A 24,975-nucleotide genomic window follows, 5' to 3' on the forward strand; every position below is an offset into this window, starting at 1 on the left:
ACTTTAAGTTTTCGCTTTTTGCATTCTCTGGCACCAAAGTGCTGCAAGACAGGCTGATGCGAGTACCCAAGAGTAGACGAGAGTGAAGCCGTCGACTTGGCTATATTGAGTGCTGATATCGAGTAATATGCCACAAAGGCTGCTGGCGAAAGCATTGCCGCAGCCGTAGCCAACCATGCCTAAGCTGACGATAAGGGCGCTTTGTTTACTATCGACAAAGTCGCTAATGTGGCTGGCGATTAGCCCCCAGACAGGGAAGTACAAGAAAGCAAAAATGCTGGCACAAGCCCAGAGTACCCAAAGTTTAGCGTCCCACAATAATAGAAGTATGCAGGCCGCAAAGCTTAATAAGGTGAGTTTAATAACTTGGATAATGCCAAACTTATCGGCAAGTGCGCCTATGATCATGCCGCCCACTATCCCAGCTACGCCTATCATGGTCCAAATCGAACCTGTCTGATTTGAATCGCCTTTGAGTACATTCACAATAAAAGGTGATAAAAAGGTTAAAAAGGGCCCTGAAATAAAGCCAATAAAAGCGCTTAAAAGCACGGCTTGTAAAGCGACAGGGTGAGATTTAAGAATAGTTTTAGGATTGATGCTTGGCTTTTGATAGTTTTGCTCTTGGGCTTCTTCTTTTGGTTTAGGTAGGTAGATAAAGGATAAAAGTGCAATGGCGGCTGTGATAGCGGCGCATACAAACCAAAAAGCTTGCAGGCTCAACTCAGGTAAAAATAAGGCGATTAAAATACCATTCAAGGTAATCGCAAAGGCGGCACCTGCAGACGCTAATCCAAGGATACGATTACGAAACTTTAGCGGTATAATGTCGCTTGATAAGGCAACAATGGCATTCCAGTTTGCAACAGCGCAACCTGATACAAAAGCAAGGCAAATAGCGAAGCCTAATGCCCAAGGAGAGAGTACGGCTAATGCCAATAAGACAGGGCTAATCCCTATGGTGAGTAAAAAGAGTTTATAGCCACCTAGTTTTGTTAGAAGAACACCACTTATCAATGAGGTCAGCATATAGGCAATAAAAAGTAGGGCCGAGATGAAAGAGGCTGTGCTATAGCTAAGCTGAAATAAGTCTCTTACTTCAGGTAAAAGAGCAGAATACAAAAACATGCTAAAGCCATGTGTTACAGCACTACAAGCCGTTAATATCAGACTGATAATTATTAAAGTATAAGGCTTTTTTGGTGAGTTTGAGTGGCTAGCTTGCAAATTACATCCCTATAAATAGCGAAACATAATGACGAATAAAGTTCGAATTGAAAAATAGTGCAGCATGCCTATCTCTATGGATTAAGACAAGGATTTTGTCGCAGGAATGTGTTTAGTCGTCGTTTTGGAATCTTTATACCTGAAGCCTTTTATTTGCTTCAGAGAGGGAGGGGAAAAAGAAGCAAGCTCTACCAAATTCTTAGCCACAAACAATTGTGACGGGTAAGAAAAGCGGGGGGAGAACCTGCCCATTAAAAGAACGCATTTAATCGTGTTGATAATGGATTAACCACATTATCAACACTGTTTTCGGCTATCTAGTTTTGAGCGCTTAATTTTGAAAGCTTGCTTTTGATAGCTTAGTTTTGTGCAGGCACGACGGCATAAGCAACCACTTCACATAGCATCTCTTCTCTCGCTAAACCTGCAACTATCATGGCTGCGCGGTTTGGGTAAGGTGCTGCAAAGTAATCTGCATAAACCTTGTTAAATACTGGAAGTTGAGATCTATCGGTAACATAGATAAGTACTTGAGTGACATGGTCCATCGTCAATTCAGCTGCTTCTATCGTGTGCTTCAAGTTATCCATTGTTTGACGTGCTTGGGCTTCTATGCCGCCTTCAACAACTTTACCTTCTTGGTCAATTGGAATTTGAGCTGTCGATAGTTGCCCGTTAGCAATGACTGCCCATTCAAGTGGTGCTTTGGATGCGAAAAGGTCTGTTTTAACGGGGGTTTTGATTGGCTGAGCCATGGTCTTGGTGTGTCCTATGTGTTTTCTATAAATAGTTAACTCTGAAAACTGCAGAGTTTGCACCTAGAAAGGGAGCCGAGGCTCCCTTCTATTTATTGCTGCTTTTGCTATTGCCCTACCCAAAGGGTAAGGCTAAGCATTAATGGCTAGGTTCTCATAGCAAGGTAATCACTTACAAGCCTTGCTCGTCTGCCATCTTCTTCGCAATTTGTGGTGCAGTCCAAAGTGACGGTAGTAGTACCAAAGAAACCGGTACTGCCGTGATCACGATGAAAGATTGCAAGGCAGAAATACCGCCAGAGCCAATCGAGATAAGTAGTGCTGCGACAACACCCATCATGATGCCCCAGAACACACGGATAGAGCTTTGTGGTTGGTCTGTACCTGTCATAACCATAGATACTGCATAGGTCATTGAGTCACCTGTTGTTGCTACAAAGATAGTAGTCAAAATCAGGAACAAGACAGAGATCATGAAGCCCATAGGCAATTGTTCTGTGATAGCCAATAGTGCTGCTGGTAGGTTGAAGCCTGTGAAAGGTTCAGAGATAACACCTGGGTTTGCGATTTCAAACGCTAAACCACTACCACCAACGATTGTGAACCAGAATGTTGTGATGATTGGTGCAACAACTGAGATCAATAGCACCATTTGACGAATGGTACGACCACGTGAAATACGTGCGACAAACATGGCCATAAGAGGACCGTAACCTAGGAACCAGCCCCAGAAGAATACTGTCCACCAGTCCAACCAGCCTGGGCTAGCACGGAATGTTGCCATTGGGATGAACTTATCAAGGTAAATACCAAAAGAATGTAGGTAGCTATCAATGATGAAAGCAGTTGGTCCAAATAATAGAATGAAAGCGATCAGAACAACAGCAAGAATCACGTTGGCACGACTTAGAATCTGGATGCCTTTAGTCACACCACTTACCGCTGAAAGGGTATAGATACCAATCAAAGAAAGTAGGATAACAAGCTGAGTTGTGTAGGTATCAGGAATACCAAATAGTTTTTCTAAACCAAAGCTAACCTGAAGACCTAGGAATCCGATTGGGCCAACTGTTCCGGCTACAACAGCAAGTACACAACTTGCATCAACGATAGCACCGAATGGACCAGTCATTACCTTGTCACCAAACACAGGGTAAAGCAAAGTTCTTGGCTTAAGTGGTAGACCTTTTTCATAATGTAGGTACATGAAAACGATACCGGTTAAGCTACCCAAGATTGCCCATGCTAGGAAACCCCAGTGCATAAAGCTTTGTGCTAATGCATTGTAAGCTGCTTGTGCGCCTTCTGCTTCACCAAACAATGGTGGTGCAGAAGTGAAGTGAGCCATAGGTTCTGCTGCTGCCCAAAACACACCGCCACCGGCAAGTAGGGTACACATGATGATTGAGATCCACTTAAAAGTAGAAATCTCAGGGGTCTTGATGCCGCCAAGTACCACTGCACCAGAACGACCAATCGCTAGGAATAAGCCGATTATAAAGGTTAATAACAACAATACTTGCCAATAAGCACCAAAGAGTTTGGTGGATGTGGCAAATGCGCTATTTACCCAAGATGAAACCATATTGATGTCATACAGAGCGGCAATTACGAAGAGTGCTAAACCGCCACCACTGATGAAAAACACGGGTAAATCTACCCCTGCTAATAATCCAGTGCCGTTGCTAGCTTGATTTGGCTGTACGCCGTCTTGAGAAACTCTACTCATGGTAGTCTCCTGAAGGATATTTATTTTTTATATTTATTGGAATTATCCGGCGTTAACGAGCATGCCTGTATGCCCGTTAACTTGGGTTACCTTTATGAGTCTTGTGGTGTTAATCCTTCGTCGAAGAATCGTAACCAGTTTTGACCCATTATTTTTGCTACCTCAGTTTGATTAAAGCCTCTATCAATTAGGCCTTTGGTGAGATTTGGGAAATCTCGGCTATCCCTAAACCAAGTGAGTGGTTCAGGCCAATCCGCATTGGATTTAGACCCTTCTCCGTAATCCTTTGTCTTTGACCAACGACCATTTCGCATCCATTCAAGAATAGAAAGTGGCTGCTGCTGGCATAAATCTGTACCTATACCAATATTGTCTATGCCCATTAAATCTGCTGTGTTAGCTATCATGTCGCAGAACTCATCAAGGCGGCAGTTTGATCCATTCTTAAGGTGGAATGGATATAAACTGAAACCTAGTAAACCACCTGACTCAGCAAGGTTTTTAAGAACTAGGTCTGACTTGTTGCGTTTTGCTTCATGGAAGCTCAACGGATTAGCGTGAGAAATTACAATAGGTCGCTCTGATATTTCTATCGCATCAAGGGTGCTGCGTTCGCCGCTATGACTCATGTCGACTATCATGCCAACACGATTCATTTCCTTGATTGCTTGTTTACCAAAGCGGGTAACACCGCTATCAACTGCCTCATAACAACCGCAAGCCAGAAGACTTTGGTTGTTATAAGTGAGTTGCATGATCATGAGATTTAGCTCGCGCATTATCTCGATCATGGCAATGTCATCTTCAATCGGTGAGCAATTCTGAGCGCCAAACATAATGCCAACACGGCCTGTTTGTTTGGCGATCCGAATATCATCAGCACAGCGAACCGGCATAATTAGGTCAGCGTTACGCTCAAAATGAGTATTCCATTCACCAATACGCAATAGGGTTTCGCGAATTTGTTCATGGTAAACAATGGTCGCATGTACCATGGTGACACCACCTTCTTTAAGCTGTAAGAAGATGTTTCTGTCCCAATTTGAGTATTGCAAACCATCTATGACGATAAGATCCTGATGCATGATTCAGCCCTTTGTTATGCGCGCATATAAGTGGTTTTAACCACGGTGTAGAACTCTTTTGCGTAAGTTCCTTGCTCACGTGGACCAAAGCTTGAATCTTTACGTCCGCCAAATGGCACATGGTAATCCGTACCTGCTGTTGGCAAGTTGATCATGGCGCAACCTGTTTTAGCATTGCGTTTGAAGTCGTTAGCGTATTTAAGAGAAGTTGTGCAAATACCACCCGTTAGACCAAAGTTTGTATCATTCAGTGTGTCTAGTGCTTCTGCATAGTCAGCAACCTTGATGATGCAAGCGATCGGTGCGAAAGCTTCTTCACGGTTGATTGTCATCTGGTTTGTTGTGTTTGTGAAAAGCGCTGGTTGCATGTAGTAACCATCAGCTTCTTCTGTCAGTACTTCACCACCATATGCCAATTCGCCGCCTTCTTTCTTAGCAAGCTCAAGGTAAGATAGGTTTTGTTCCATTTGACGTGCATCAGCAACCGCACCAATGTGAACACCTTCTTTAAGAGGGTGACCAACAACCAATTTCTTCATGCGCTCAATCATTTTGGCAACGAACTCGTCGTGGATACCTTCAGTAACGATTAAACGTGAAGAGGCTGTACATTTTTGACCTGTACCACCGTAAGCACCACCAACAGCGCATTCAACCGCGTTATCAATGTCTGCATCGTCTAGAACGATCAGTGCATTTTTACTGCCCATTTCTAGCTGGCATTTGATTAGGTTTGCAGCCGTTGCAACAGCGACTTTACGACCAGTTTCTAAAGAACCTGTGAAAGTAAGTGCATTGATATCTTTTGAGTGAATCAGTGTATCGCCTACTTCAGCACCAGGACCCATTACTAGGTTTACTGTGCCAGCAGGAAGACCTTGGCGAGAAATGATTTCTGTTAAAGCCCAAGCGCTTGCTGGTACTTGGTTAGCGGGTTTCCAAACAACTGAGTTACCGTATGCAAGTGCTGGGGCAATTTTCCAAGCGCCTGTTGCTGTTGGGAAATTCCAAGGTGTGATGATACCTACAACACCCACTGGCTCACGGCGAGTTTCGATTTCAACACCTGGACGAACTGAGTCAGCTGTTTCGCCCATTTGACGAAGTACTTCAGCAGCATAATAGTGGAAGAACTGACCTGAACGGTAAGTCTCACCAGCGCCTTCTGCTAATGTTTTACCTTCTTCACGGGCTAGCAATTCACCAAGCTCGTCTTTACGTGCGATCAGCTCATCACCAATAGCCATCAAGACAGAGTATCTTTGCTCTAGACCGCTTTTTTCCCATTCAGCTTGACCTTGCTTAGCCGCTTCAATCGCTGCAAGTGTTTGCGCTTTATCTGCTTGAGCATAAGTACCAATGTTATCTTTGGTGTCAGCTGGACTAATGTTATCTATATTATCTTTGTTTCCATCAACCCATTCACCGGCGATGTAATTACGAAAAACTGAATCGGACATGATCTACTCCTATGTGGTATTGGCATCATACTAGTACCCATGGTTTAATAATAAAAATTAATAATTAATATTAAGTGATAAGGTTTTTTTATTATGATGCCAGAACTTAAAATTACTCAACTACGCCATTTTGTTTGGGTTGCTGAGCTTAAAGGCTTTCATGTTGCTGCTGAACGGGCCCATAGAACTCAGCCTGCGATTTCTTTATCGATAAAAGATTTGGAAAGTAAACTGGGTGAGTCTGTTTTTGAAAAACGTAAAACTAAGTCTGCTAAGGCTGAGTTGACACCTTTTGGTGAACTGTTTTTACCTAAGGCAAAAGAACTCATTGCTCATCATGATCGTATTGCACAAGACATGATGTTGATGGCTGATCATAAAGCAGGGCATATCCGACTAGCTTCTGTCCCTTCTATAGCAAGTCAGGTTTTACCTGAATTGCTACTTGAGTTTGTTGCGGATGCGACGGAGCTGAATGTCAGTTTCTTTGATGATAATTCTGATGCCGTTCTTAAAATGGTTGAAAATCAGCAGGTAGATTTTGGTATTGCTAGCTTATTTCATGAAGAGGAACATCCTGATAAAACCTTTGAAGCTATTTGGGAAGATCAGATTGGAGTTGTTTGCCCTAAAGATCACCCTTTAGCTGAGCTTAAGGGGATTCATTGGAAAACATTGTTAGAACATAGGTTTATTAGTAATGGTACTTCGCGCTTGCTAGAAGACAGCGAGGCTAGCCCTTTACTTGGCCGTTCACAGTTCTATATTTCTAATATGATCTCTTTAATTGCCATGCTTGAAGCGGGTGTGGGAATTACAACCTTACCTAGGTATGCCTTCCCTAAAGAGAGCTCAACTTTGTGTTTTATCCCTTTGGATACACCTTTTGTAGTGCGCAAAATTGGTTTAGTGCAGCTTAATAACAAATCTTTATCACCTGCCGCGAGTGCACTTGTTGACTTTATTTTGAGCAAGGCAAAGCGCTAATTGGCTGGGTTTGTTTGATACTGGTCAAAGAATTGAAAAGAGCTCATTTTTTTATAAAAGGGGAAAACCTAGGAAAAGTAATGGTTTGAGGTGTTTTGATTAGAAAAGCTTATCTAATGATATAGCTTTTTGATTTGATGGGAGAGGGCGCATGATCAATGATGAGACCATCAAGTGAAACATGAATGTCTATTCACTAGGAAGACAATTTTCAATTACTAAAATAAGAGAGTGTTTGCCATGACCACGCCCGCCGCGATTGACTCCTCGTTAAGAGGAAATAATGCGTTGCCACTTCGGCCTATCGACCAGGTAATGGATTTGGAGCGATTAGGTGCTATGCATCAAAGCCGATTAAGCTTTATGCGCATCTTGGTTCGCCATGTGATGCGCGAGCGTTGGCAGATAAATATGACGACCATGTCTTTAAATGACGAAGGCTATGGTACGGCTATTTATGAAATTCAAACACCTCATGACCTGTTTAGCTTTGTTATCTTTTCTGATTATCTGTCTCCAGATGAGCGAAATGATAGGGTAATCGCTTCAAAATGGGATCTCACAATGGCACTGGTTGCTGGTAAAGTGGATGAGGTTTACGTTGAAAGCTTGCGCCAAAATGTCCCTAAACAAGAAGCGGGTCGAGTTGATTCCCGTGTCTTTGTCTTATCACGTGCTAACCGAAGTGCACGTAACTTTGAATACGTTGTTGATCAATTAGCGAACGGCGGTCAGCCGGACATTAATAAGATAGCTAAAGTGGGCTATTTATATCGTACAACGGCTGTTTACGGCAGTGGTAAATTAGGCATGGCGGATTGGGAGAAGGTATCTACTCGCTGGCCTGATTTTGCGCGACCTTTCTCGGCAGAAATGTTCGTGTGCTTCATGTTGAGAAACTTTAGTTTGTTCCAAGCTGAGCATATTGCTGAAAAACGTACGCCAGCGACTTATAACCCAATGAAACCAGAAATTAAGCGTTACTTTGGTATTGGTAACTCAACGGGCTTAGGCATGGCGCCTTATCTCATGAACCATCCTCTATTAATTAACCAATGGGTTGAGATGCGTGAGCTTGCTTTAGCAAGAGTGAGGTTACTTGGGCTTTATGATGAAAATGCAAAAGAGAAGTTAGAGCGTTTAATCAGCCGTGTACAAAGCCATATGGCTGAAACAGAAACAGAAGACGAGTGGCAAACAAACAATAATATTGCTGTTTTGGCAGATCTTGAACAGCTAAAAGCACGTCTTGACCTTGGTGTAGACAGCTGGAATAGCTTGATTGTTTGGAGTGAAGAGGCTTGCTCTTTGCAAGGGCAAGAGCTTCTAGTCTCTTTGTTATTAGAGCTTCACCCTGAGTTAGTTGACGACTTAGAGGGCTATCATGGTTCTGAAGAGTTTTTAGATCTAGACCCTGTTATGCCGCTGCAAACACTTAAACAGGTGATTGAAACTCGTTATGCATGGGCATTGAAAATAGACTTTAGTGAAAGTGGTTCTAGAGATATTTTCTGGTACAGGTCAGAAGAGAAGATGGAGCCAAGATTAGGTCAAGCGGCGACCGAAAAAGGGAAAGATAAACAAATGGCATTAGGTGTAGGTTATGCCGTACGTAAATGCTACGACCAGCTGTGCGAATATATTAATGAATTCCCAGAACATTCAACTGCTCGTTTTATGGTTACTAAGCCTAAATTGAGAGGCATTGTTAGACGTATTCAAAGTATGAACCGTTGTGTTTATGGTGATATTCAGGCCAACTTGCTTGATAAAAATGTACTTCCTATGCATTTGCTAAGAGCCAAACTTGCCTTCTTTGGGGTGAGTAAATTTGATCCTAGATCCAAACTTTGGGTGCGAAATACCATGTTTCAAGGCGCACCTTTATTAGAAGATATTGGAACTAGTTTTAATGATGATTGGTTTATGCCATTGGCGCCAAAAGCAGAGGAGAATGTCTAATGCATGTTTCTATGAATGAGTTGAAAGCGGCTTTACGACGTTGCTTTGAAGCGGCTAACTATTTTGTTGGTAATTACGAAGATGCTGCCAACATGATCCTATGGCTAGAAAAGCATGGCTTAAATGGACTGCAAGAATTACAAAGAACCTTGCCTTATATTAAAGAAGATAGATATAAGGATATGAGTACCGTCATCTATGAAGATAGCACCTCCGCTACTATTGATAGCCATGGCCGAAGTGCGCTGAACTGTATTGCTTCAGCGGTTGATCTAGCCCATGCAAAGGCACTTGAATGTGGTATTGCGACTATTAGTGTACACAATTGTCATAACCGTAAGTTCATACTAAAAGCACTGACTGATTGTGGCCGTCGTGGTATCAGTGTGGTGGCTTACTGGCGCAATGGATCGGACGTGGTAACTGAATATACGGCTGCTATTAATGCTGGTGCGCGTTACCCTTCTTTTAGCCAAGCTGTGACTAATCTTGAGAGCAATGAGCAGGACAAGCAAGCATTGACCATTATTTGTAGTTCTCGAGTTGATTTAACTTCTTCTTTGCAAAACTCAAATGATCATCAAACTCGATTCCATATGAGTGCGAAAGAGATTGCTAAAGAGAAAGAGAAGACCATAGATAATGGTATCGAAATCGATGAAAAACTTTGGCAAGAAATCAATCAAATCGGTGCGGCTGTTTTGGTAGAGAACTCTGAACAGTCAAGACAGGGTGCTGGTGCAAGTTAAGCTGAGTCTGTCTATAAACCACAGAAAAGGGAGTTAAATGCTCCCTTTTTCTGTTTTTGCTTATAGTACTATTGACCTTTTATCCTTAGCGATTGTGATCTTGGGCATTCTTGTTCAAGCAAGGATAGGGATTGGTTTTGCGCTTTTAAGTGCGCCTCTACTTTTCATTATCAATGAAAGCTACATGCCTGGCCCTATTTTAATTTTGGGCTTTACCTTGTCTCTTTTGTTGTTCTTTAGCGAAAAACAAAGCTTATCCCTTAAAATAGTTTTACCTGCTATCGCTGCTCGCTTTCCCGGTTCTTGGTTCGGTGTTGTCATCCTTATTTACCTCCCCCAATGGCTACTTGGTATGGCTATCGGGGTGAGCCTTTTGTTTGCTTCGCTACTTTCTTTTATAAAATTATCCATTCCTTTAAACGCTAGAAACCTGTTTTTAGCGGGTTTCTTTTCAGGCTTTTCTGGCACTATTACGTCTATCGGCGGGCCGATTATGGCGCTTATTTATCAAAATGAATCGCCTGTTAATACGCGTAAGGCTTTGATCAGCTTTTTTTTAATTGGCACACCTATTTCTATTCTTTTGCTAGCTTTAGCTGGAGAGCTTAGCCAGCAAGCCTTTGTACTGAGTGTGAAAATGTTGCCGGGTGTGTTGATAGGTTTTTTACTATCAAGGTATAAACTTTTTGCGGTGATCTCTCCTAGTAAAAAAAGTATCATTTTTTTATCAATATTTTCAGCTTTCATTATTATTAGCAAAAGCCTACTAACACTTTATAAATAATAATTTTCTCGCCTTACAAGGTGATGAGCTATTTAAACCTTCTTAGGGGATTATCATTTTAATCTCATTGTCTTTTATGACAAAAATTAACACTTTTTAGGTCTCCTCACTTTTACTTTTTGCCTTTACTGCTACGCTTAATTTAAGACTATTTTTGAGCTTTCATTAGACAATGAGTTTACCTAATGGGCTTTGAGGTGTGCTCGCAGAGGTTAATTTATTCAATAAAATTAAGGGTGAGATAATGGATATATCTTAAATGCAATCTATACTGCCTCATTGTATATATTTAAATTTTCGAAGAGAAATTGGGCTATTTAATTTGTTATGGACTGGTTTTAAAACTTAATTAAATCAATTGTTTATTTAATTTCACCGATTGAGGTTTAAAATTTTAAGGAGGTTCCATGGATAGGGCGAAGATGCTTTTTGGTGTCGTTGTTGCACTTCTTGCTGGCATTGCTTTGGTTTCAACTGGCTATACCTATGTAGCCGTTGTTGCTAGTACCTTAATATCTGTTGTTTCAATGAAATTCTTTCTTACCAAAAATCCTCCTTCTGAAGTGTCAGATGAAAATGAAGCTGAGCCTGAAGAAAACCCTGTAAATGAAGTGAGTAATGAAGAGGTAAGTGAATCTGGCATGCTTGGCTTAGTGCAAGAGATTCACCCTGTTTTGCAAGAATGCCAAACAAATCTTGATGGTATTTTTGAAACTCAAAAAGGGGCGGTTGAGCTTTTAACTGAATCTTTCGCTGATTTTAATCGACTTATGGAAGAAGAGAATGAGTGTATTCAAACCTTAATTAAGGTGGGGAAAAGTGAGGATAATCAGGATGAGCAATACAGTACTGCAATGAAGCTATTTGCAGATAATACAGGTAAAACCCTCTCTAAATTTATAAATACAACCGTTGAAATGTCTGCCTCTTCCATGGAATTGCTGCAAAAAGTAAATACCATTGCCGAAGAGTTGCCATTGGTTGTATCCGCTTTAAAAGACATAGATCAAATCTCTTCCCAGACAAACTTATTGGCATTAAATGCGGCGATTGAAGCTGCTAGAGCGGGAGAAGCTGGAAGAGGTTTTGCTGTTGTAGCTGATGAGGTAAGAGCTCTGTCAAATCGCTCATCTGGGTTCAGTGAATCAATACAATCAAAAATCAGTAGCATTTGTAATCGTATAGAAGACTTGTCTGAAGGGGTTAAAATTCTAGCCTCTCAAGATGTTACTTATATCATGGATTCTAAACGTTATATGCAAGATGCTCTGAAGAAAATTATCGAGAAAGCAGAGTCTGATGAAGAGGTAACAGAGCGCTTAGATGGTATTTCTTCTCAGCTTGAAGATTCAATTCATAACGCAATAAGAGCGTTACAGTTCGATGATATTAATAGTCAGAATATTACTTTTACCAATGAGACCTTGGCTTTCTTATCTAAAGAGCTTGGTTCATTAAACTTTAATGACTTTGAGTCTGTTAAAAATGATGTTCACTCTTATGCTGAAAAAATTAAACAAAGGCAAGATACTGCAAGGAACCCTGTTTCTTCTACTGACATCGAAAGTGGAGAAATTGATTTATTCTAAATTAAAAGGTGATTATTTTATGAGTGATACCAATGTAATCTCATTACCCGATAAATTTGATTTTAGTTTTCATAAGGAATTTACGAAAAAATATGATGATTCAATTATAAATGCCAGTGTTTCTGAGATAGTGCTTGATTTTAGCCGAGTAAGCTACCTTGATAGTTCTGCCTTGGGAATGATGGTTTTATTATATAGAAAAGCTCAGGCATGCAATAAAAAAGTAACTGTAAAAAACGTATCAGGAAAAACAGCTGAGATATTGAAAATGGCTAATTTTCAAAAACTATACGCTTTTGAGTGAGATTTTAAGTATGAATGACTTAATCGTTAAATTATTGCTTGTAAGTAATGATTATGCTGTCGATTCTATAATGAATGATGTTTTTTCAAGTAATAACTTTGAATTAAATGTCTTTAATACATTCTTTGAAGCAAAATTAAAGGAAAAGACAAAAGACTATTCCATGATCATTATTAATGATGACATGTTAAGTGATGAGTCCTTGTTTTCTTTTGTTTTAGAGTTTTCATCAAAGTATCCCATCATTATTGTTACTGACAAGGAAGAAGAAAAAAACATTGATAAATATTTTAAAATTGGAATATCTGATTATTTTATCAAGCCTTTAAACTTAAAGCTTTTCTGGTGTAAAGTTAAGAAGATACTTGATGATGATGTGCAAAGGAAAAAATCAAAAGAGGAATCAAAGCTCTTAGGTGAGCTTATGCATCAACATAAAGTTGAAGAAAGTATCGCGTATTATGTATATAACCATATGATAGGCGAGGAAGATAAGCCCGACTTCTTACACTCTTATACTCTTTCCGCAGATAATTTTAGTGGTGATATTCAACTGCACTCGCAGTCACCCTCAGGTTCCCATTATATTTTATTAGCGGATGCTACAGGCCATGGTTTGGCTGCTGCAATCAGTGTTTTTCCCTTGGCTTCCATCTTTAAGTCCATGATAAGTAAAGGCCATTCTGCTGAAATGGTACTTGAGGAGTTAAACTCAAAACTGGGTGATTACATCCCTCCAGATCGATTTATATCGGCGATTTTAATTGAGCTAGACCTTTATAGCCAGCAATTGAAGGTATGGAATGGTGGTATGCCAACAGTGCTTATCTATGCCGAAAATAATATGAAAGAAAAAGAAGCAGAATCAGAAAATATGGCACTTGGTATTCTAGGTGATAAGGAGTTTGATACTCACTTTTTAACTATGCCTTTGCCTAAAAAAGGCTTTTTATTCATGTATAGCGATGGTTTAACAGAGCAGTGTAATAAAGTGGGTGAAGAGTTTGGTGAACAAAGAGTATTTGAGGTGATTAATAAAACCTCAGTTGAAGTATTAGTCGATAGTGTTATGGATAAAAGCAATTCATTTAGAGGAAATATGCCTGTAAATGATGATATTTCAATTTGTGTAATAGATTTCGAGAAAATTTAATAAAAACATCAATGATTAATGGCGAAAATTAAAATGTGAATCTAATCTTATTTATATAATTTCATTGTGGATTATATGTGTTTTTTATTTCGATGGAGTGAGATATATATGAGCAATAATTTATTAATTGTTGATGATTCAGCCTCAGTTAGGCAAATGATTGAAGCGACATTAAAATCTGCAAGTTACACAGTGACTTCTGCCAAAGATGGAAAAGAAGCACTGGACCTCTGTAAGACAAAACGTTTCGATTTTGTCCTAACCGATCAGAATATGCCGAGAATGGATGGTTTAACTTTAATTAAATCATTACGTGCCTTGGATGCCTATAAACGCACTCCACTGATTATGCTAACAACAGAAGCTGGCGATGCTATGAAAGCACAAGGCAAGGCTGTTGGCGCAACGGGCTGGATGGTTAAACCTTTTGATCCTAAAAAACTCCTACAGGTTGTTGCAAAAGTTCTAAATTAAACAGGGATGTTTTATGACTATCGATATGAGTCAATTCAATGATGTTTTCTTTGAAGAAAGTCAGGAACATCTTGATGAAATGGAGCACTTGTTGATGGATCTAGATCTTAATGATCCAGACCCAGAAGCATTAAATAGCGTGTTTAGAGCCGCCCACTCAATAAAAGGTGGGAGTGATATTTTTGGCTTTAAAGCGCTAACTGGCTTGACTCATGTAATGGAAAATTTACTCGATAGAGCCCGTAAGCAAACAATCAAATTATCTGTTTCTATTGTCGATCTTTTATTAGAAATGATTGACGTCTTGAAGTCGATTTTAGCCTGCTATCGAAATGATTCTGATATTGACTGGGAACTAGTCGGTACCAGTACTCGCCGTTTAGAAGATGCTGTTAAAGTTACTTCTGAGGATGAGCCAGTAGACGAGTCTGATAATGAAGGGGATTTCGGCTTTTTTGAAAGTCCTATTATCAAAGAGGAAGTCGAAGAGTTTGGTTTTTTTGAAGATCCACAGGCATCAAAAGTCTCTGCTTCTGATGACGAAGACTTCGGGTTCTTCGAAGATGTTGAGAATAAAGAAGTTAAGGAAGAATCTAATGACGATGAAGAGGGTTTTGGCTTCTTTGATCAAGATGAACCTGCATTAGAGGAAAAAGCAAAAGTTGATGATAAAGAGGTTGTGCAAAGTAACAATAGTGAGTCATCTGCAGAAATTACTTCCCAGGAAAAAGAGCCCTTTAATTCTGTTACCTCTGATGTTAAGAGTGTTCCTAAACCCGTTGCTAATGACGCTAAAGTTGTCGAAGCAAAAGCAAATGATGTACCTGCAACAACTAAACCAGCAGCTACACCTGTTAAAGCGGCTCGAAGGCCTCTTAAACCCGTAGAAAAAACACCAGAATCTTCCACTATTCGAGTTGAAACATCTAAGGTGGATACCTTAGTCAATTTAGTCGGCGAGCTTGTAATTACTCAATCTATGCTTGCCATGATTGAAGAAGAAGTTGATGAAGGTGTTAGCGAAAAAATGCTAATCGCCTTAGTTGAGCTTGAAAGGAATACCCGAGAAATTCAAGAAGCTGTCATGTCTATTCGAATGCTTCCTATTTCATTTGTCTTTAATCGTTTTCCTAGGTTGGTGAGGGATTTATCCAGCAAACTCAATAAAACAGTAGACCTCAATTTAGAAGGCGCAACGACTGAGATTGATAAAAGCTTGATTGAAAAATTGGCTGACCCTTTAACTCACCTAGTTCGAAATAGTATTGACCATGGCATTGAAGTGCCAGAAGAAAGAGCCAAAGCAGGTAAAACCGCAAAAGGAACCATCACGCTTAAAGCTCAGCAGAAGGGCGGATCTATTTTAATTAGCATTATCGATGATGGTGCGGGCCTTAATCGTGAAAGAATCTTAAATAAAGCGGCTGAAAATAATATTCCGTTACAGAAAAACTTCCAAGATAGTGATATTTGGAATCTGATATTTGCACCAGGTTTTTCGACTGCTGCTGAGGTAACTGACGTATCGGGGCGCGGTGTTGGTATGGACGTGGTTAAGCGGAATATCGAATCTTTAGGAGGCCGAATTGAAATTGAATCGACAGCCGGTCAAGGTACCGCTTTTCACATACATTTACCGCTAACTTTGGCGATTGTCGATGGTATGACAGTTGATGTAGCGGGTGAAATCTTCGTTGTTCCTCTCGTTAATATCATTGAGTCAATTCAGCCAGATCAAACTCAAATCAGATTAATTAAAAACGAACCTTTGTTATGGGTGCGTGGAGAGTACTGGCCAATCATCCCCTTAGGTAGTTGTTTGTCAGTCAGTAATGCGATTGAGGACCCTTCTAAAGGCATTGTCGTGTTAGTTGAAAGTGCTAAAAAGCGTTTTGGTTTATTAGTGGATGATCTTGTTGGGCAACAACAGGTTGTCATTAAAAGTTTAGAAAGGCATTACAAAAGAGTTCCTGGGGTTGCTGGAGCAACAATTATGGGTGATGGCAGTGTCGCGATGATCTTAGATGTCGAGTCTCTCTCTCATTCAGTCACTTCACAAGAATATGTTCAACAGGCGGAAGCAATATGAATCAAGCTTCAAATGAAAAAGAAAACTTAATCATGGATGGGCAAGAGTTCTTAACCTTCATTTTGGGGGAGGAACATTACGCCTTAGATATTATGACAGTGAAAGAAATTAGAGGGTATGAGGCAGTAACCAAAATAGCGAATGCGCCACCATTTATTAAAGGTGTATTAAATTTACGTGGCGACATTGTGCCCATTATCGATCTTAGAATTAAGTTTGAAGTCGGTCAGGTTACTTATGATGATTTTACCATAGTGATTATGCTGAACATTGCTAATCGCGTGGTGGGGATAGTCGTTGATGGTGTATCTGATGTGATCAATCTGTCAATGAATGATATTAAACCGGCACCTGAGTTTGGGGTTGCTTTTGATAGCCAGTATTTACATGGATTAGCCAGACTAGAAGATCAGATGGTTATATTGGTCAATATTGAAGCTTTGATTTCAAGTGATGAGCTTGGGCTATACGAGAGTAATCGTGATTTAGATATTAGGGAGAATAATAATGAGCTGGCTTAACAATTTTAAGTTATCAACAAAAATGTTGTCACTTGGTTTACTCGCTCTAGTGGCAATTGCATTACCAACAGGCTTCTTCATAAAGACAGAGGTCGTGCTCATCGATGTTTTAGAAAAAGAGTTGGCAGGGATAGAGCCTATTAGAAAGTTGATGAAACTTGAGGGTTTGTTTCAAGGTCACAGGGGCACAAGTGCAATTTATTTAACGAATGAAGATTCAAGTAAAAGAAATATTGATGAAAGAGCGGAAAGTGTTACTAAGTATTTATCCGAAATTCAACCTTACTTCCGTGAGGTCATGCCTAACACTGAAATCAATGAGCGCTTAAGTACATTGTCTTCTAGCTTTGCAACATTAAAATCTGAAGTTCGTAACAATAATATTTCCAAAAAAGAATCATTTGCTCAACACACGAAAATGATTACGGAAATTAGCTCTAAGATGATTCCAAATGTATCTGAGTTTTTCTATCTCAGGTATGACCCTGCTCCAGAAACCTATCATTTAGTCATTGCATCTAATGATGACTTACCCAAAGTGTTAAAGGGGATTGCCCGTTTAAGAGGGATTGGTGCTGGTGTTTTAGCAGAAGGCTATATAAGTGCAGAGCAAGCTGGTTTGCTTCATGTTGCAATTGATAGTGTCGCAAGCTCATTTTACTTCTTAAGCCACAATATTGAAGTTGCCATTGCATCTTCGAGTGATCCTGAAGTCTTTTCGCTAAAAAGCGAAGTTGAAAAATTGAATAGAGAGTTTCAAGAGTTTGCTGATTTAATTGATCAAGAGATCTTTCAAAAACAAGTTTTAACTTATCCTACGAATCAATTCTTCGAAGATGCAAATCGTATGATGAGTGATTTTGACCTTTTCGCTGAGCATACTAATGCGGTTTTAGAAAAGCGTTTAGGAGAGAAAGTCACAGAGGCTTATTGGCTTTTATATGAGGCTATCTTATTTATCTCTGTATTAATTTTGGTTAGCTTGGTGCTTGGTCTAGCTATAGTACGCTCAGTAATTAACGGTGTTAAAGAAGGGATGAACACTGCTAACAATATTTCAAATAATAACTTCGAACATAGTTTGGATTTATCTCGAAAAGACGAATTTGGTTTGTTGTTTAATTCCTTATCAGCTATGGGTGAGAAGCTAAAACTGGCTGAAATTGAGGCTAGAGGTAACTATGCCATTAAACAAGCAATAGATAACAGTGCTACTGCTTTTATGATGGCGGATGAAGAAAATAAATTATTTTATGTTAACCAGACAACAATAGATTTATTCAAGGATTCTCAAGATGATATTCGTCGATGGGATCCAGACTTTAGTGTTGAATCTCTGGTTGGTATGCCTTTATCTAAATTGGCGAGTCCAGAGAAATCGGTCGAGTTTGTTTCTGTCTTTAATAAGATGTCTAACAACATAGAGTCTAGAACGAGCATTGGTATCCGAACTTTCAATTTAAATGCTAATCCCGTTTTGGATGAAGCTGGGGCTCACATTGGTTCTTGTATTGAGTGGGATGATATTTCTCAAGCCTTGATAACAGAGGAAGAAACCGCTCGAATCATGGCATCTCTAAATTGCACTACAACGAATGTCATGATTGCAGATGCAGATAGAAATATTTGTTATATGAATGAAAGTGTTATGGCCATGTTGCAAGACTCAGAGTCTGACTTGAGAGCTGTTTTACCTCACTTTAATTCTGCTACCGTACTTGGTAGTAATATTGATATTTTTCATGCAAACCCTGCTCATCAGCAAAACTTGCTGGAAAAATTACAATCAAGTTACACCTCTCAAATCAAGGTTGGTAGAAGACACTATCGCCTAATAGCAAATCCAATTGTTTCTGAAGATGGTGTGCGTCTTGGCTCTGTTGTTGAATGGCTTGATAGAACATTAGAAGTTGAGGCTGAAGAAGAAATTGCCATGCTGGTTTCTGCTGCTGTTGATGGTAATTTCTCCGAAAGAGCAAGCATAGAAAATAAATCTGACTTTATGCTATCTATGGCTGAAGGGCTTAACCGTTTATTGGAGACAGCCGATGTTGGCCTGAATGATGTTTCCAGAGTATTACTGGCCTTATCTGAAGGCGACTTAACAGAGAAAGTTGAAGCTGATTATAAAGGAACCTTCGAACAACTTAAGAATTACTCAAATCAAACCACAGAAAACTTGGCACGAATTATAGGAGAAATAAGAACGGCAGCAGACACAATAAATACCGCATCTGTTGAAATTGCCCAAGGTAATGCTGATCTCTCAAACCGAACCGAACAGCAGGCGGCGAGTTTAGAAGAAACCGCTTCTAGTATGGAAGAACTGACTGGCACGGTTAGGCTAAATGCTGATAACGCTAAACAAGCAAACTCCTTGGCTTCAAAAGCGTCGGAAGTGGCGGTTGATGGTGGTGATCTCATTCAGCAAGTTGTTCAAACCATGGCATCGATAAATGAATCGTCTCAGAAAATTTCTGACATTATCGGCGTGATTGATGGCATCGCTTTCCAAACTAATATCCTAGCTTTAAATGCAGCCGTAGAGGCAGCTAGAGCAGGTGAACAAGGTCGAGGGTTTGCTGTAGTTGCATCAGAAGTAAGAACTCTGGCGCAAAGGTCTGCCAATGCAGCGAAAGATATTAAAGCTTTGATTTCTGATTCGGTTAATAAGATAACCGATGGTAATGCTTTGGTAGGACGCTCGGGCGATACCATGAAAGAAATTGTGACATCCATTAAGAGTGTCAACGATATTATGTCTGAAATTGCTGCAGCCTCAGCAGAGCAGTCGGCAGGTATTGATGAGATAGGCAAAGCCGTCACTCAAATGGATTCAATGACCCAGCAGAATGCAGCACTAGTTGAACAAGCCGCTGCGTCAGCAGAAAGTATGCAGCATCAAGCTGATCAATTAACCTCTAGAGTGGCTACATTTCAATTAGTTGATACTGAAGAGGTGGAAAAGGAAGAGGTAAAACTGGTTAAAAAGTTACCTTCTAAATCGAGTGAGCAACTAGTAAGAAGACCTGCGCCACAAGCTATTCAAGCTCAACAATCTGAAGACGAATGGGAAGAATTCTAATTGTTAAATTTAATCAAGGATGATGACAAGCATGAGTTCTTATATACCAATGAGGACTTTGAAAAAGTTAGAGTATTTCTCAATAAACTAACTGGCATAAACTTGGCCGATAGCAAGGACGCTATGGTCTATAGCCGGTTAGTTCGAAGAGTAAGAGCCCTTAACTTATCAAGTATTGCTGAGTATCTTGACTATGTTGCTGCTAATGCCCATGAAGAACAAAACTTCATTAATGCATTAACAACGAATTTGACCTCCTTCTTTCGAGAAGAACATCATTTTAAAGTACTGAAAGATTACCTTAATGAAACGCCAGGAGTTAAACGGATTTGGTGTGCGGCTTCAAGTACTGGTGAGGAGCCTTACTCCATTGCCATCAGTGTTGTAGAGGCACTCGGCAAGTTCGATACAAACATTGAGATTATCGCTTCGGACATTGATAGTAATGTCTTAGAGACAGCTAAACAGGGGGTTTATCACGAGTCTCGAATTCAGTCTCTCAATTTATCCATGAAGAAGCAGTTCTTCCATAGAGGGACAGGTTCAAACAAGGGGTTTGTAAGGGTGGTGCCTGAGCTAAGAAGAATGGTTAAATTTCGACAGATAAATCTTTTAGATAGTAAGTGGCCAATAGACTTGCCTGTAAACATTATTTTTTGTCGAAATGTCATGATCTATTTTAATCGTGAAATGCAGGAAGCTTTGTTAACTCGTATGGTTCGTTTGCTTCCAAAAGATGGTTTATATGTTGCTGGTCACTCGGAAAACTTTTCTTATTTTTCACACATCGTTTCTGCTGTTGGCAAAACGACTTATAAACCAGCTTAAAGGAGTGCATCTGGATGTCTTTTGATTTCGATAATGTTCATGTTGCCTCACATCAGTTTTATGATAACAACTTTAATGAAAATGCGATCAAGGTGTTACCTGGTGAATATTATGCCACCAAGGAGAGAAAGCTGATTGTTACAGTTCTCGGGTCCTGTGTGTCCGTTTGTTTAAGGGATCCAATGACAGGAATTGGAGGAATGAATCACTTTCTATTGCCGACTGATGAAAGAGGGGACTCTGGCATGTTAACAGCCTCAGCACGTTATGGTGTTTATGCGATGGAAATATTGATAAACCACTTAATGAAGCTTGGGGCGAGGAAAGAGTATTTACAGGCAAAAATTTTTGGTGGGGCGAATGTTCTACCGGGAATGCCAAATTCAACCGTTGGTGAGAAGAACTCGGAATTTGTTCGTCTTTATTTATCGAAAGAACATATAGAAGTTTACAGTAGTGACCTTCAAGGTGCTCAACCTAGAAAGGTTTTCTTCTTTACCGATACAGGCAAGGTGCTTATTAAAAAGCTTAAATCTGCCCACATTGCTCCTCTTGTAAATAGGGAGTCTGTCTATCAAACGGACATTTCTAGTCATACTAAAACTGGAGATATCGATTTATTTTAATTCGCTCTTAGTAAAAGGATTTTTATGAAGATTAAAGTTCTGGTAGTAGATGACTCAGCATTAATACGAAGTTTGATGACTGAAATTATTAAAAGTGCTAGCGATATGGAGCTAGTAGGAACCGCACAAGATGCTTTTGTGGCTAGAGATTTAGTCAATAAATTTGCACCTGATGTGATTACATTAGATATAGAGATGCCTAAAGTTGATGGGCTTACCTTTTTGAGCCGACTCATGAAAGCAAGGCCTACACCTGTTGTCATGATGTCGACTCTGACTCAAGAAGGTGCGGATGCCACCTTTAAATCCATAGAGCTTGGCGCAGTTGATTTTATCGCTAAACCAAGTTTGGATGTTGTAAATGGGATCAATCAATACTCTGGGCTTATACTAGAAAAAATACGTACTGCCAATCAAGCAAATGTTAGGCGTAAACCAAAGCAAGTTAAAGCGCCTCCCAAAATTATTAATAATAAAAAGGCGACTAAAATTATAGCTATTGGAGCATCTACTGGTGGGACTGAAGCAATACGTGAGCTTTTAGAGCGGTTTCCTGCAGACTCTCCTGGAATAGTGATTACGCAACATTTGCCTTCTGGCTTTACTCAATCTTATGCAAACCGTTTGAACAGACATACTCAATTAAATGTTTTTGAAGCCAAAGGCGGTGAGATTATTCAGCCTGGTAGTGCCTATTTGGCACCGGGTGGAAAGCATTTAACCATAATCAAAAGTGGTGGCCATTATGTTACTCAGCTTGATGATTCAGAAAAAGTTTGTGGTCATAAACCTTCGGTTGATTTGATGTTTAATTCATTAGCTGAATTTGGAATGGACAATGTAATCGCCATAATCCTGACAGGAATGGGAAAAGATGGTGCTCAAGGTATGAAAAAAATCTACCAAAACGGTGGTTTTACTATCGCTCAGAATGAAGAAACTTGTGTTGTGTTTGGAATGCCAAGAGAAGCGATAAAACTAGAAGTAGTACACAATGTATTAGCGTTAGAAGATATTGCTGCGAATGTGTTTAATTAAGATGTGTATATTTGAGGAATCTTGAATTGGTTGCGGGAGCAGGATTCGAACCTACGGCCTTCGGGTTATGAGCCCGACGAGCTACCAGACTGCTCCATCCCGCGACGAATGAGGCTATACGGAATTAAATGGTTGCGGGAGCAGGATTCGAACCTACGACCTTCGGGTTATGAGCCCGACGAGCTACCAGACTGCTCCATCCCGCGACAAATAATCTATATTGTATTCTGTATGGTTGCGGGAGCAGGATTCGAACCTACGGCCTTCGGGTTATGAGCCCGACGAGCTACCAGACTGCTCCATCCCGCGACTAATACAGATTGTTTAAATTTGGTTGCGGGAGCAGGATTCGAACCTACGGCCTTCGGGTTATGAGCCCGACGAGCTACCAGACTGCTCCATCCCGCGACAAATTTAAGACGTTGATCCAATTAGAAAATAATTGGTTGCGGGAGCAGGATTCGAACCTACGGCCTTCGGGTTATGAGCCCGACGAGCTACCAGACTGCTCCATCCCGCGTCAACGAGGTGCGTATTATAGGGAGAGCCAATTGAGAGTCAAGAGATATTTGAAAATGGTTCAATATAAATTGATTTAAGGGATTTTTGAAAACCTAAATCAGCTAGAAACTTGTCTATACCATTATGTATTGACTGTACGTGTCTTGCTTCATTTGCGCTTTCTTGCTTTTGAGGTTTCGTGAGCCCCTTCCAAACTTTAATTTTATTAATAAGCTCTATGTCTATTGAAGAACTAACATTTTCATATAAAGGATGCTTTTCTTTGCTTGCCTTAGTCCTCAGCTTTTGGCCTACATGTAAACTGGAAATGCCATAGCTTGCGGCATAGTTAGAGAGACGATAGATATCATCTACATCTGTTGAGATAATCATAAAATCAACATCAGAAAAGTGACTCTTCAATCTTTTATTGGAAGACTCACTATTAATATATTTAAAGGTCAAACCCTGCTGTAGAACTAGGTTTGCTAAAACAGGTCCAATAGGGTCTGCTTTAATGATACCGATACAAGTATTTAGTGAGTCCTTGATAATGTTAGGAGGTAAGTAATAATTACTCTTGCTATTAAAGCTTAATGACCAATTACAATGAGCTGTAAATGTTTTTGTTACTCTATCTATTTTCTTTTTTACATTCGCAGATTGTTCGAGCTCATCAGGTAGGTTATTACAAATAAGAGGCACTTTTAGCGTTGGCTTTATTAGCTTAGCAAGCAGGTTAGATTGACTACCAAAACTTATGATAATGTCGGCATTATGATGATGCACTGCATTTAACAAAGCTCGCATACCATATTGGCATCTATCTATACCGTTAAAATCCTGGTCACAAAAAGAGAGGAACCTTGGCTCAATTTCATAGTCAGAACAAATCTCTTTAAAATGATCAATAAAAAAATAAAGGTGTTTCGGTGCGTTTCGAGCGTCCCAAACAAAAAGGACTCTTTGCATTAAGCTTTCTCAGTTTGATAGTTTAGTAACACTATTACGATTGCCAGTATGCAATGTAACAAAATTATAAAGGTAACTTAATGTTTAATCAGAGTAAATTACAAGCTATTAAAGCTGCGATTGTTCCTCAAAATGAAGCGCTGCCAGGTCGTAATGAAGAAATGAAAATTACAGCGGTCCATGCTGTAAATAATCAAGACATGAAAAAAAGCCTGCAAGCAAATGAAGAACGTATCATTTTAGGTATGGGGTGCTTCTGGGGAGCTGAGAGAAAGTTATGGAATACTCCTGGCGTTACAGTAACTTCAGTTGGATATGCTGGCGGCTATACATTAAATCCGACATATGAAGAGGTGTGTTCAGGAGCAACCGGACATGCTGAAGTTGTGAATGTTATTTTTGATCGTGACTTAACAAGCTTGGATGCAGTATTAAAAGTCTTCTGGGAAAATCATAACCCAGCCGAAGGTATGAAGCAGGGCAATGACATAGGTACCCAATATCGTTCTGCTATATACACAACGGATGAATCACAACAAGAGGTTGTTGAAAAATCTTTAAACGCCTATCAAAAAGGACTGGTTGAATCTGGTTATGGTGAGATCACAACTGAATGCGCGATGATAGATACTTATTATTTTGCGGAAGAGTACCATCAGCAATATCTTCATAAAAACGTAAATGGATACTGTGGTCTTAAAGGAACAGGTGTTACTTGTTCTATATAGAAGCATAGTTAGTGATAAGTTTAAGGTTGGTGCTTTTCTGGGCTCTCTAACGAATTTAAAATTAATTAGAAAATATTCAAAAAAGTACTTGCCTTAAAAAATCATGTGCGTATTATACGCCTCCACTGACACGGGGTAGCAAACAAAGCTTACACCGACAAGTTACCAAGTAACTTACTATCTTACACAGATAAGTCAGACGCTCTTTAAAATAGTTAATCAGATAATTTGTGTGGGCACTCGCTAGAGACTTCAGCAAGTTGTTCGAGCTGTCACTTTTTAAGTGATGTTCGAATGACTACAAAAATTTTGAAGTCTTACGAGAGTCG

Annotated in this window: 21 protein-coding genes and 5 tRNA genes; 15 read left to right on the forward strand and 11 right to left on the reverse strand. The window is 39.9% G+C overall.

Annotated elements, in window-relative coordinates; translation table 11 throughout:
- Positions 1–3: 3 nt before the first annotated feature.
- The 5 genes from TW85_RS10530 to TW85_RS10550 all read right to left on the reverse strand — a co-directional run bounded on the left by TW85_RS10530 (position 4) and on the right by TW85_RS10550 (position 6,256).
- Entirely contained in the window at positions 4–1,227 is a 1,224-nt protein-coding gene (locus TW85_RS10530) for an MFS transporter (protein WP_052702086.1), read from the reverse strand.
- 359 nt (positions 1,228–1,586) lie between these two features.
- Positions 1,587–1,970, reverse strand: a complete 384-nt coding sequence (locus TW85_RS10535) for a RidA family protein (RefSeq protein WP_046017106.1) — start codon at positions 1,968–1,970, stop codon at positions 1,587–1,589.
- 184 nt (positions 1,971–2,154) lie between these two features.
- Positions 2,155–3,711, reverse strand: coding sequence for a BCCT family transporter (locus tag TW85_RS10540; RefSeq protein WP_046017058.1), 1,557 nt, complete (start codon positions 3,709–3,711; stop codon positions 2,155–2,157).
- A 92-nt stretch (positions 3,712–3,803) separates the two neighbouring features.
- A complete protein-coding gene (locus TW85_RS10545; RefSeq protein ID WP_046017059.1) occupies positions 3,804–4,796 on the reverse strand; it encodes a dipeptidase in 993 nt (330 codons plus the stop codon).
- 14 nt (positions 4,797–4,810) lie between these two features.
- On the reverse strand, positions 4,811–6,256 hold the full coding sequence (locus TW85_RS10550; RefSeq protein WP_046017060.1) for an aldehyde dehydrogenase family protein: 1,446 nt from the start codon (positions 6,254–6,256) through the stop codon (positions 4,811–4,813).
- A 93-nt stretch (positions 6,257–6,349) separates the two neighbouring features.
- Between TW85_RS10550 and TW85_RS10555 the strand changes: the two genes are divergently transcribed.
- The 14 genes from TW85_RS10555 to TW85_RS10620 all read left to right on the forward strand — a co-directional run bounded on the left by TW85_RS10555 (position 6,350) and on the right by TW85_RS10620 (position 22,445).
- Positions 6,350–7,243 carry a LysR family transcriptional regulator gene (locus tag TW85_RS10555; protein ID WP_046017061.1) on the forward strand — a complete coding sequence of 298 codons (894 nt, stop codon included), beginning with the start codon at positions 6,350–6,352 and terminating at the stop codon, positions 7,241–7,243.
- A gap of 240 nt (positions 7,244–7,483) precedes the next feature.
- Positions 7,484–9,205: a hypothetical protein gene (locus TW85_RS10560; protein WP_046017062.1), complete on the forward strand. Its 1,722-nt coding sequence runs from the start codon at positions 7,484–7,486 to the stop codon at positions 9,203–9,205.
- Complete coding sequence (locus tag TW85_RS10565; protein WP_046017063.1) at positions 9,205–9,954, forward strand: DUF3726 domain-containing protein; 750 nt, start codon at positions 9,205–9,207, stop codon at positions 9,952–9,954. The genes TW85_RS10560 and TW85_RS10565 overlap by 1 nt, the downstream gene beginning before the upstream one ends.
- Before the next feature lie 37 nt (positions 9,955–9,991).
- Positions 9,992–10,738 (forward strand): sulfite exporter TauE/SafE family protein, encoded by a 747-nt coding sequence (locus TW85_RS10570; protein WP_046017064.1) that lies wholly within the window; start codon positions 9,992–9,994, stop codon positions 10,736–10,738.
- 407 nt (positions 10,739–11,145) lie between these two features.
- On the forward strand, positions 11,146–12,327 hold the full coding sequence (locus TW85_RS10575) for a methyl-accepting chemotaxis protein (RefSeq protein ID WP_052702088.1): 1,182 nt from the start codon (positions 11,146–11,148) through the stop codon (positions 12,325–12,327).
- Between the two features lie 19 nt (positions 12,328–12,346).
- Positions 12,347–12,631: an STAS domain-containing protein gene (locus tag TW85_RS10580; RefSeq protein ID WP_046017065.1), complete on the forward strand. Its 285-nt coding sequence runs from the start codon at positions 12,347–12,349 to the stop codon at positions 12,629–12,631.
- Positions 12,632–12,641: 10 nt separating this feature from the next.
- The gene (locus TW85_RS10585) at positions 12,642–13,784 is read left to right on the forward strand and encodes a SpoIIE family protein phosphatase (protein ID WP_046017066.1); all 1,143 of its coding nucleotides are present in this window, start codon (positions 12,642–12,644) and stop codon (positions 13,782–13,784) included.
- A 108-nt stretch (positions 13,785–13,892) separates the two neighbouring features.
- Positions 13,893–14,258, forward strand: a complete 366-nt coding sequence (locus TW85_RS10590; RefSeq protein ID WP_046017067.1) for a response regulator — start codon at positions 13,893–13,895, stop codon at positions 14,256–14,258.
- Between the two features lie 13 nt (positions 14,259–14,271).
- Positions 14,272–16,347, forward strand: a complete 2,076-nt coding sequence (locus tag TW85_RS10595) for a chemotaxis protein CheW (RefSeq protein ID WP_046017068.1) — start codon at positions 14,272–14,274, stop codon at positions 16,345–16,347.
- Positions 16,344–16,868, forward strand: a complete 525-nt coding sequence (locus TW85_RS10600) for a chemotaxis protein CheW (RefSeq protein WP_046017069.1) — start codon at positions 16,344–16,346, stop codon at positions 16,866–16,868. The genes TW85_RS10595 and TW85_RS10600 overlap by 4 nt, the downstream gene beginning before the upstream one ends.
- Complete coding sequence (locus tag TW85_RS26585; RefSeq protein WP_084616227.1) at positions 16,855–19,953, forward strand: methyl-accepting chemotaxis protein; 3,099 nt, start codon at positions 16,855–16,857, stop codon at positions 19,951–19,953. The genes TW85_RS10600 and TW85_RS26585 overlap by 14 nt, the downstream gene beginning before the upstream one ends.
- Positions 19,954–20,781, forward strand: a complete 828-nt coding sequence (locus TW85_RS10610; RefSeq protein WP_082827809.1) for a CheR family methyltransferase — start codon at positions 19,954–19,956, stop codon at positions 20,779–20,781.
- Positions 20,782–20,795: 14 nt separating this feature from the next.
- On the forward strand, positions 20,796–21,407 hold the full coding sequence (gene cheD / locus TW85_RS10615; RefSeq protein ID WP_046017070.1) for a chemoreceptor glutamine deamidase CheD: 612 nt from the start codon (positions 20,796–20,798) through the stop codon (positions 21,405–21,407).
- A 24-nt stretch (positions 21,408–21,431) separates the two neighbouring features.
- Positions 21,432–22,445, forward strand: a complete 1,014-nt coding sequence (locus TW85_RS10620; RefSeq protein WP_046017071.1) for a chemotaxis response regulator protein-glutamate methylesterase — start codon at positions 21,432–21,434, stop codon at positions 22,443–22,445.
- Positions 22,446–22,472: 27 nt separating this feature from the next.
- Here the strand turns inward: TW85_RS10620 and TW85_RS10625 are convergent.
- From TW85_RS10625 to TW85_RS10650, 6 genes are all read right to left on the reverse strand, one after another.
- Positions 22,473–22,549, reverse strand: a tRNA-Met gene (locus TW85_RS10625).
- 25 nt (positions 22,550–22,574) lie between these two features.
- Positions 22,575–22,651: transfer RNA gene (locus TW85_RS10630), tRNA-Met, on the reverse strand.
- Between the two features lie 26 nt (positions 22,652–22,677).
- Positions 22,678–22,754: transfer RNA gene (locus TW85_RS10635), tRNA-Met, on the reverse strand.
- Between the two features lie 22 nt (positions 22,755–22,776).
- A tRNA-Met gene (locus tag TW85_RS10640) sits at positions 22,777–22,853 on the reverse strand.
- A 35-nt stretch (positions 22,854–22,888) separates the two neighbouring features.
- Positions 22,889–22,965: transfer RNA gene (locus TW85_RS10645), tRNA-Met, on the reverse strand.
- A 38-nt stretch (positions 22,966–23,003) separates the two neighbouring features.
- Positions 23,004–23,918, reverse strand: coding sequence for a hypothetical protein (locus TW85_RS10650; RefSeq protein ID WP_046017072.1), 915 nt, complete (start codon positions 23,916–23,918; stop codon positions 23,004–23,006).
- A gap of 80 nt (positions 23,919–23,998) precedes the next feature.
- On the opposite strand from TW85_RS10650, the gene msrA reads away from it, so the two are divergent.
- Complete coding sequence (gene msrA / locus TW85_RS10655) at positions 23,999–24,646, forward strand: peptide-methionine (S)-S-oxide reductase MsrA (protein ID WP_046017073.1); 648 nt, start codon at positions 23,999–24,001, stop codon at positions 24,644–24,646.
- The last annotated feature ends 329 nt before the right edge of the window (positions 24,647–24,975 follow it).

This window comes from Marinomonas sp. S3726 (genome assembly GCF_000967665.1).
Taxonomy (GTDB): Bacteria; Pseudomonadota; Gammaproteobacteria; order Pseudomonadales; family Marinomonadaceae; genus Marinomonas.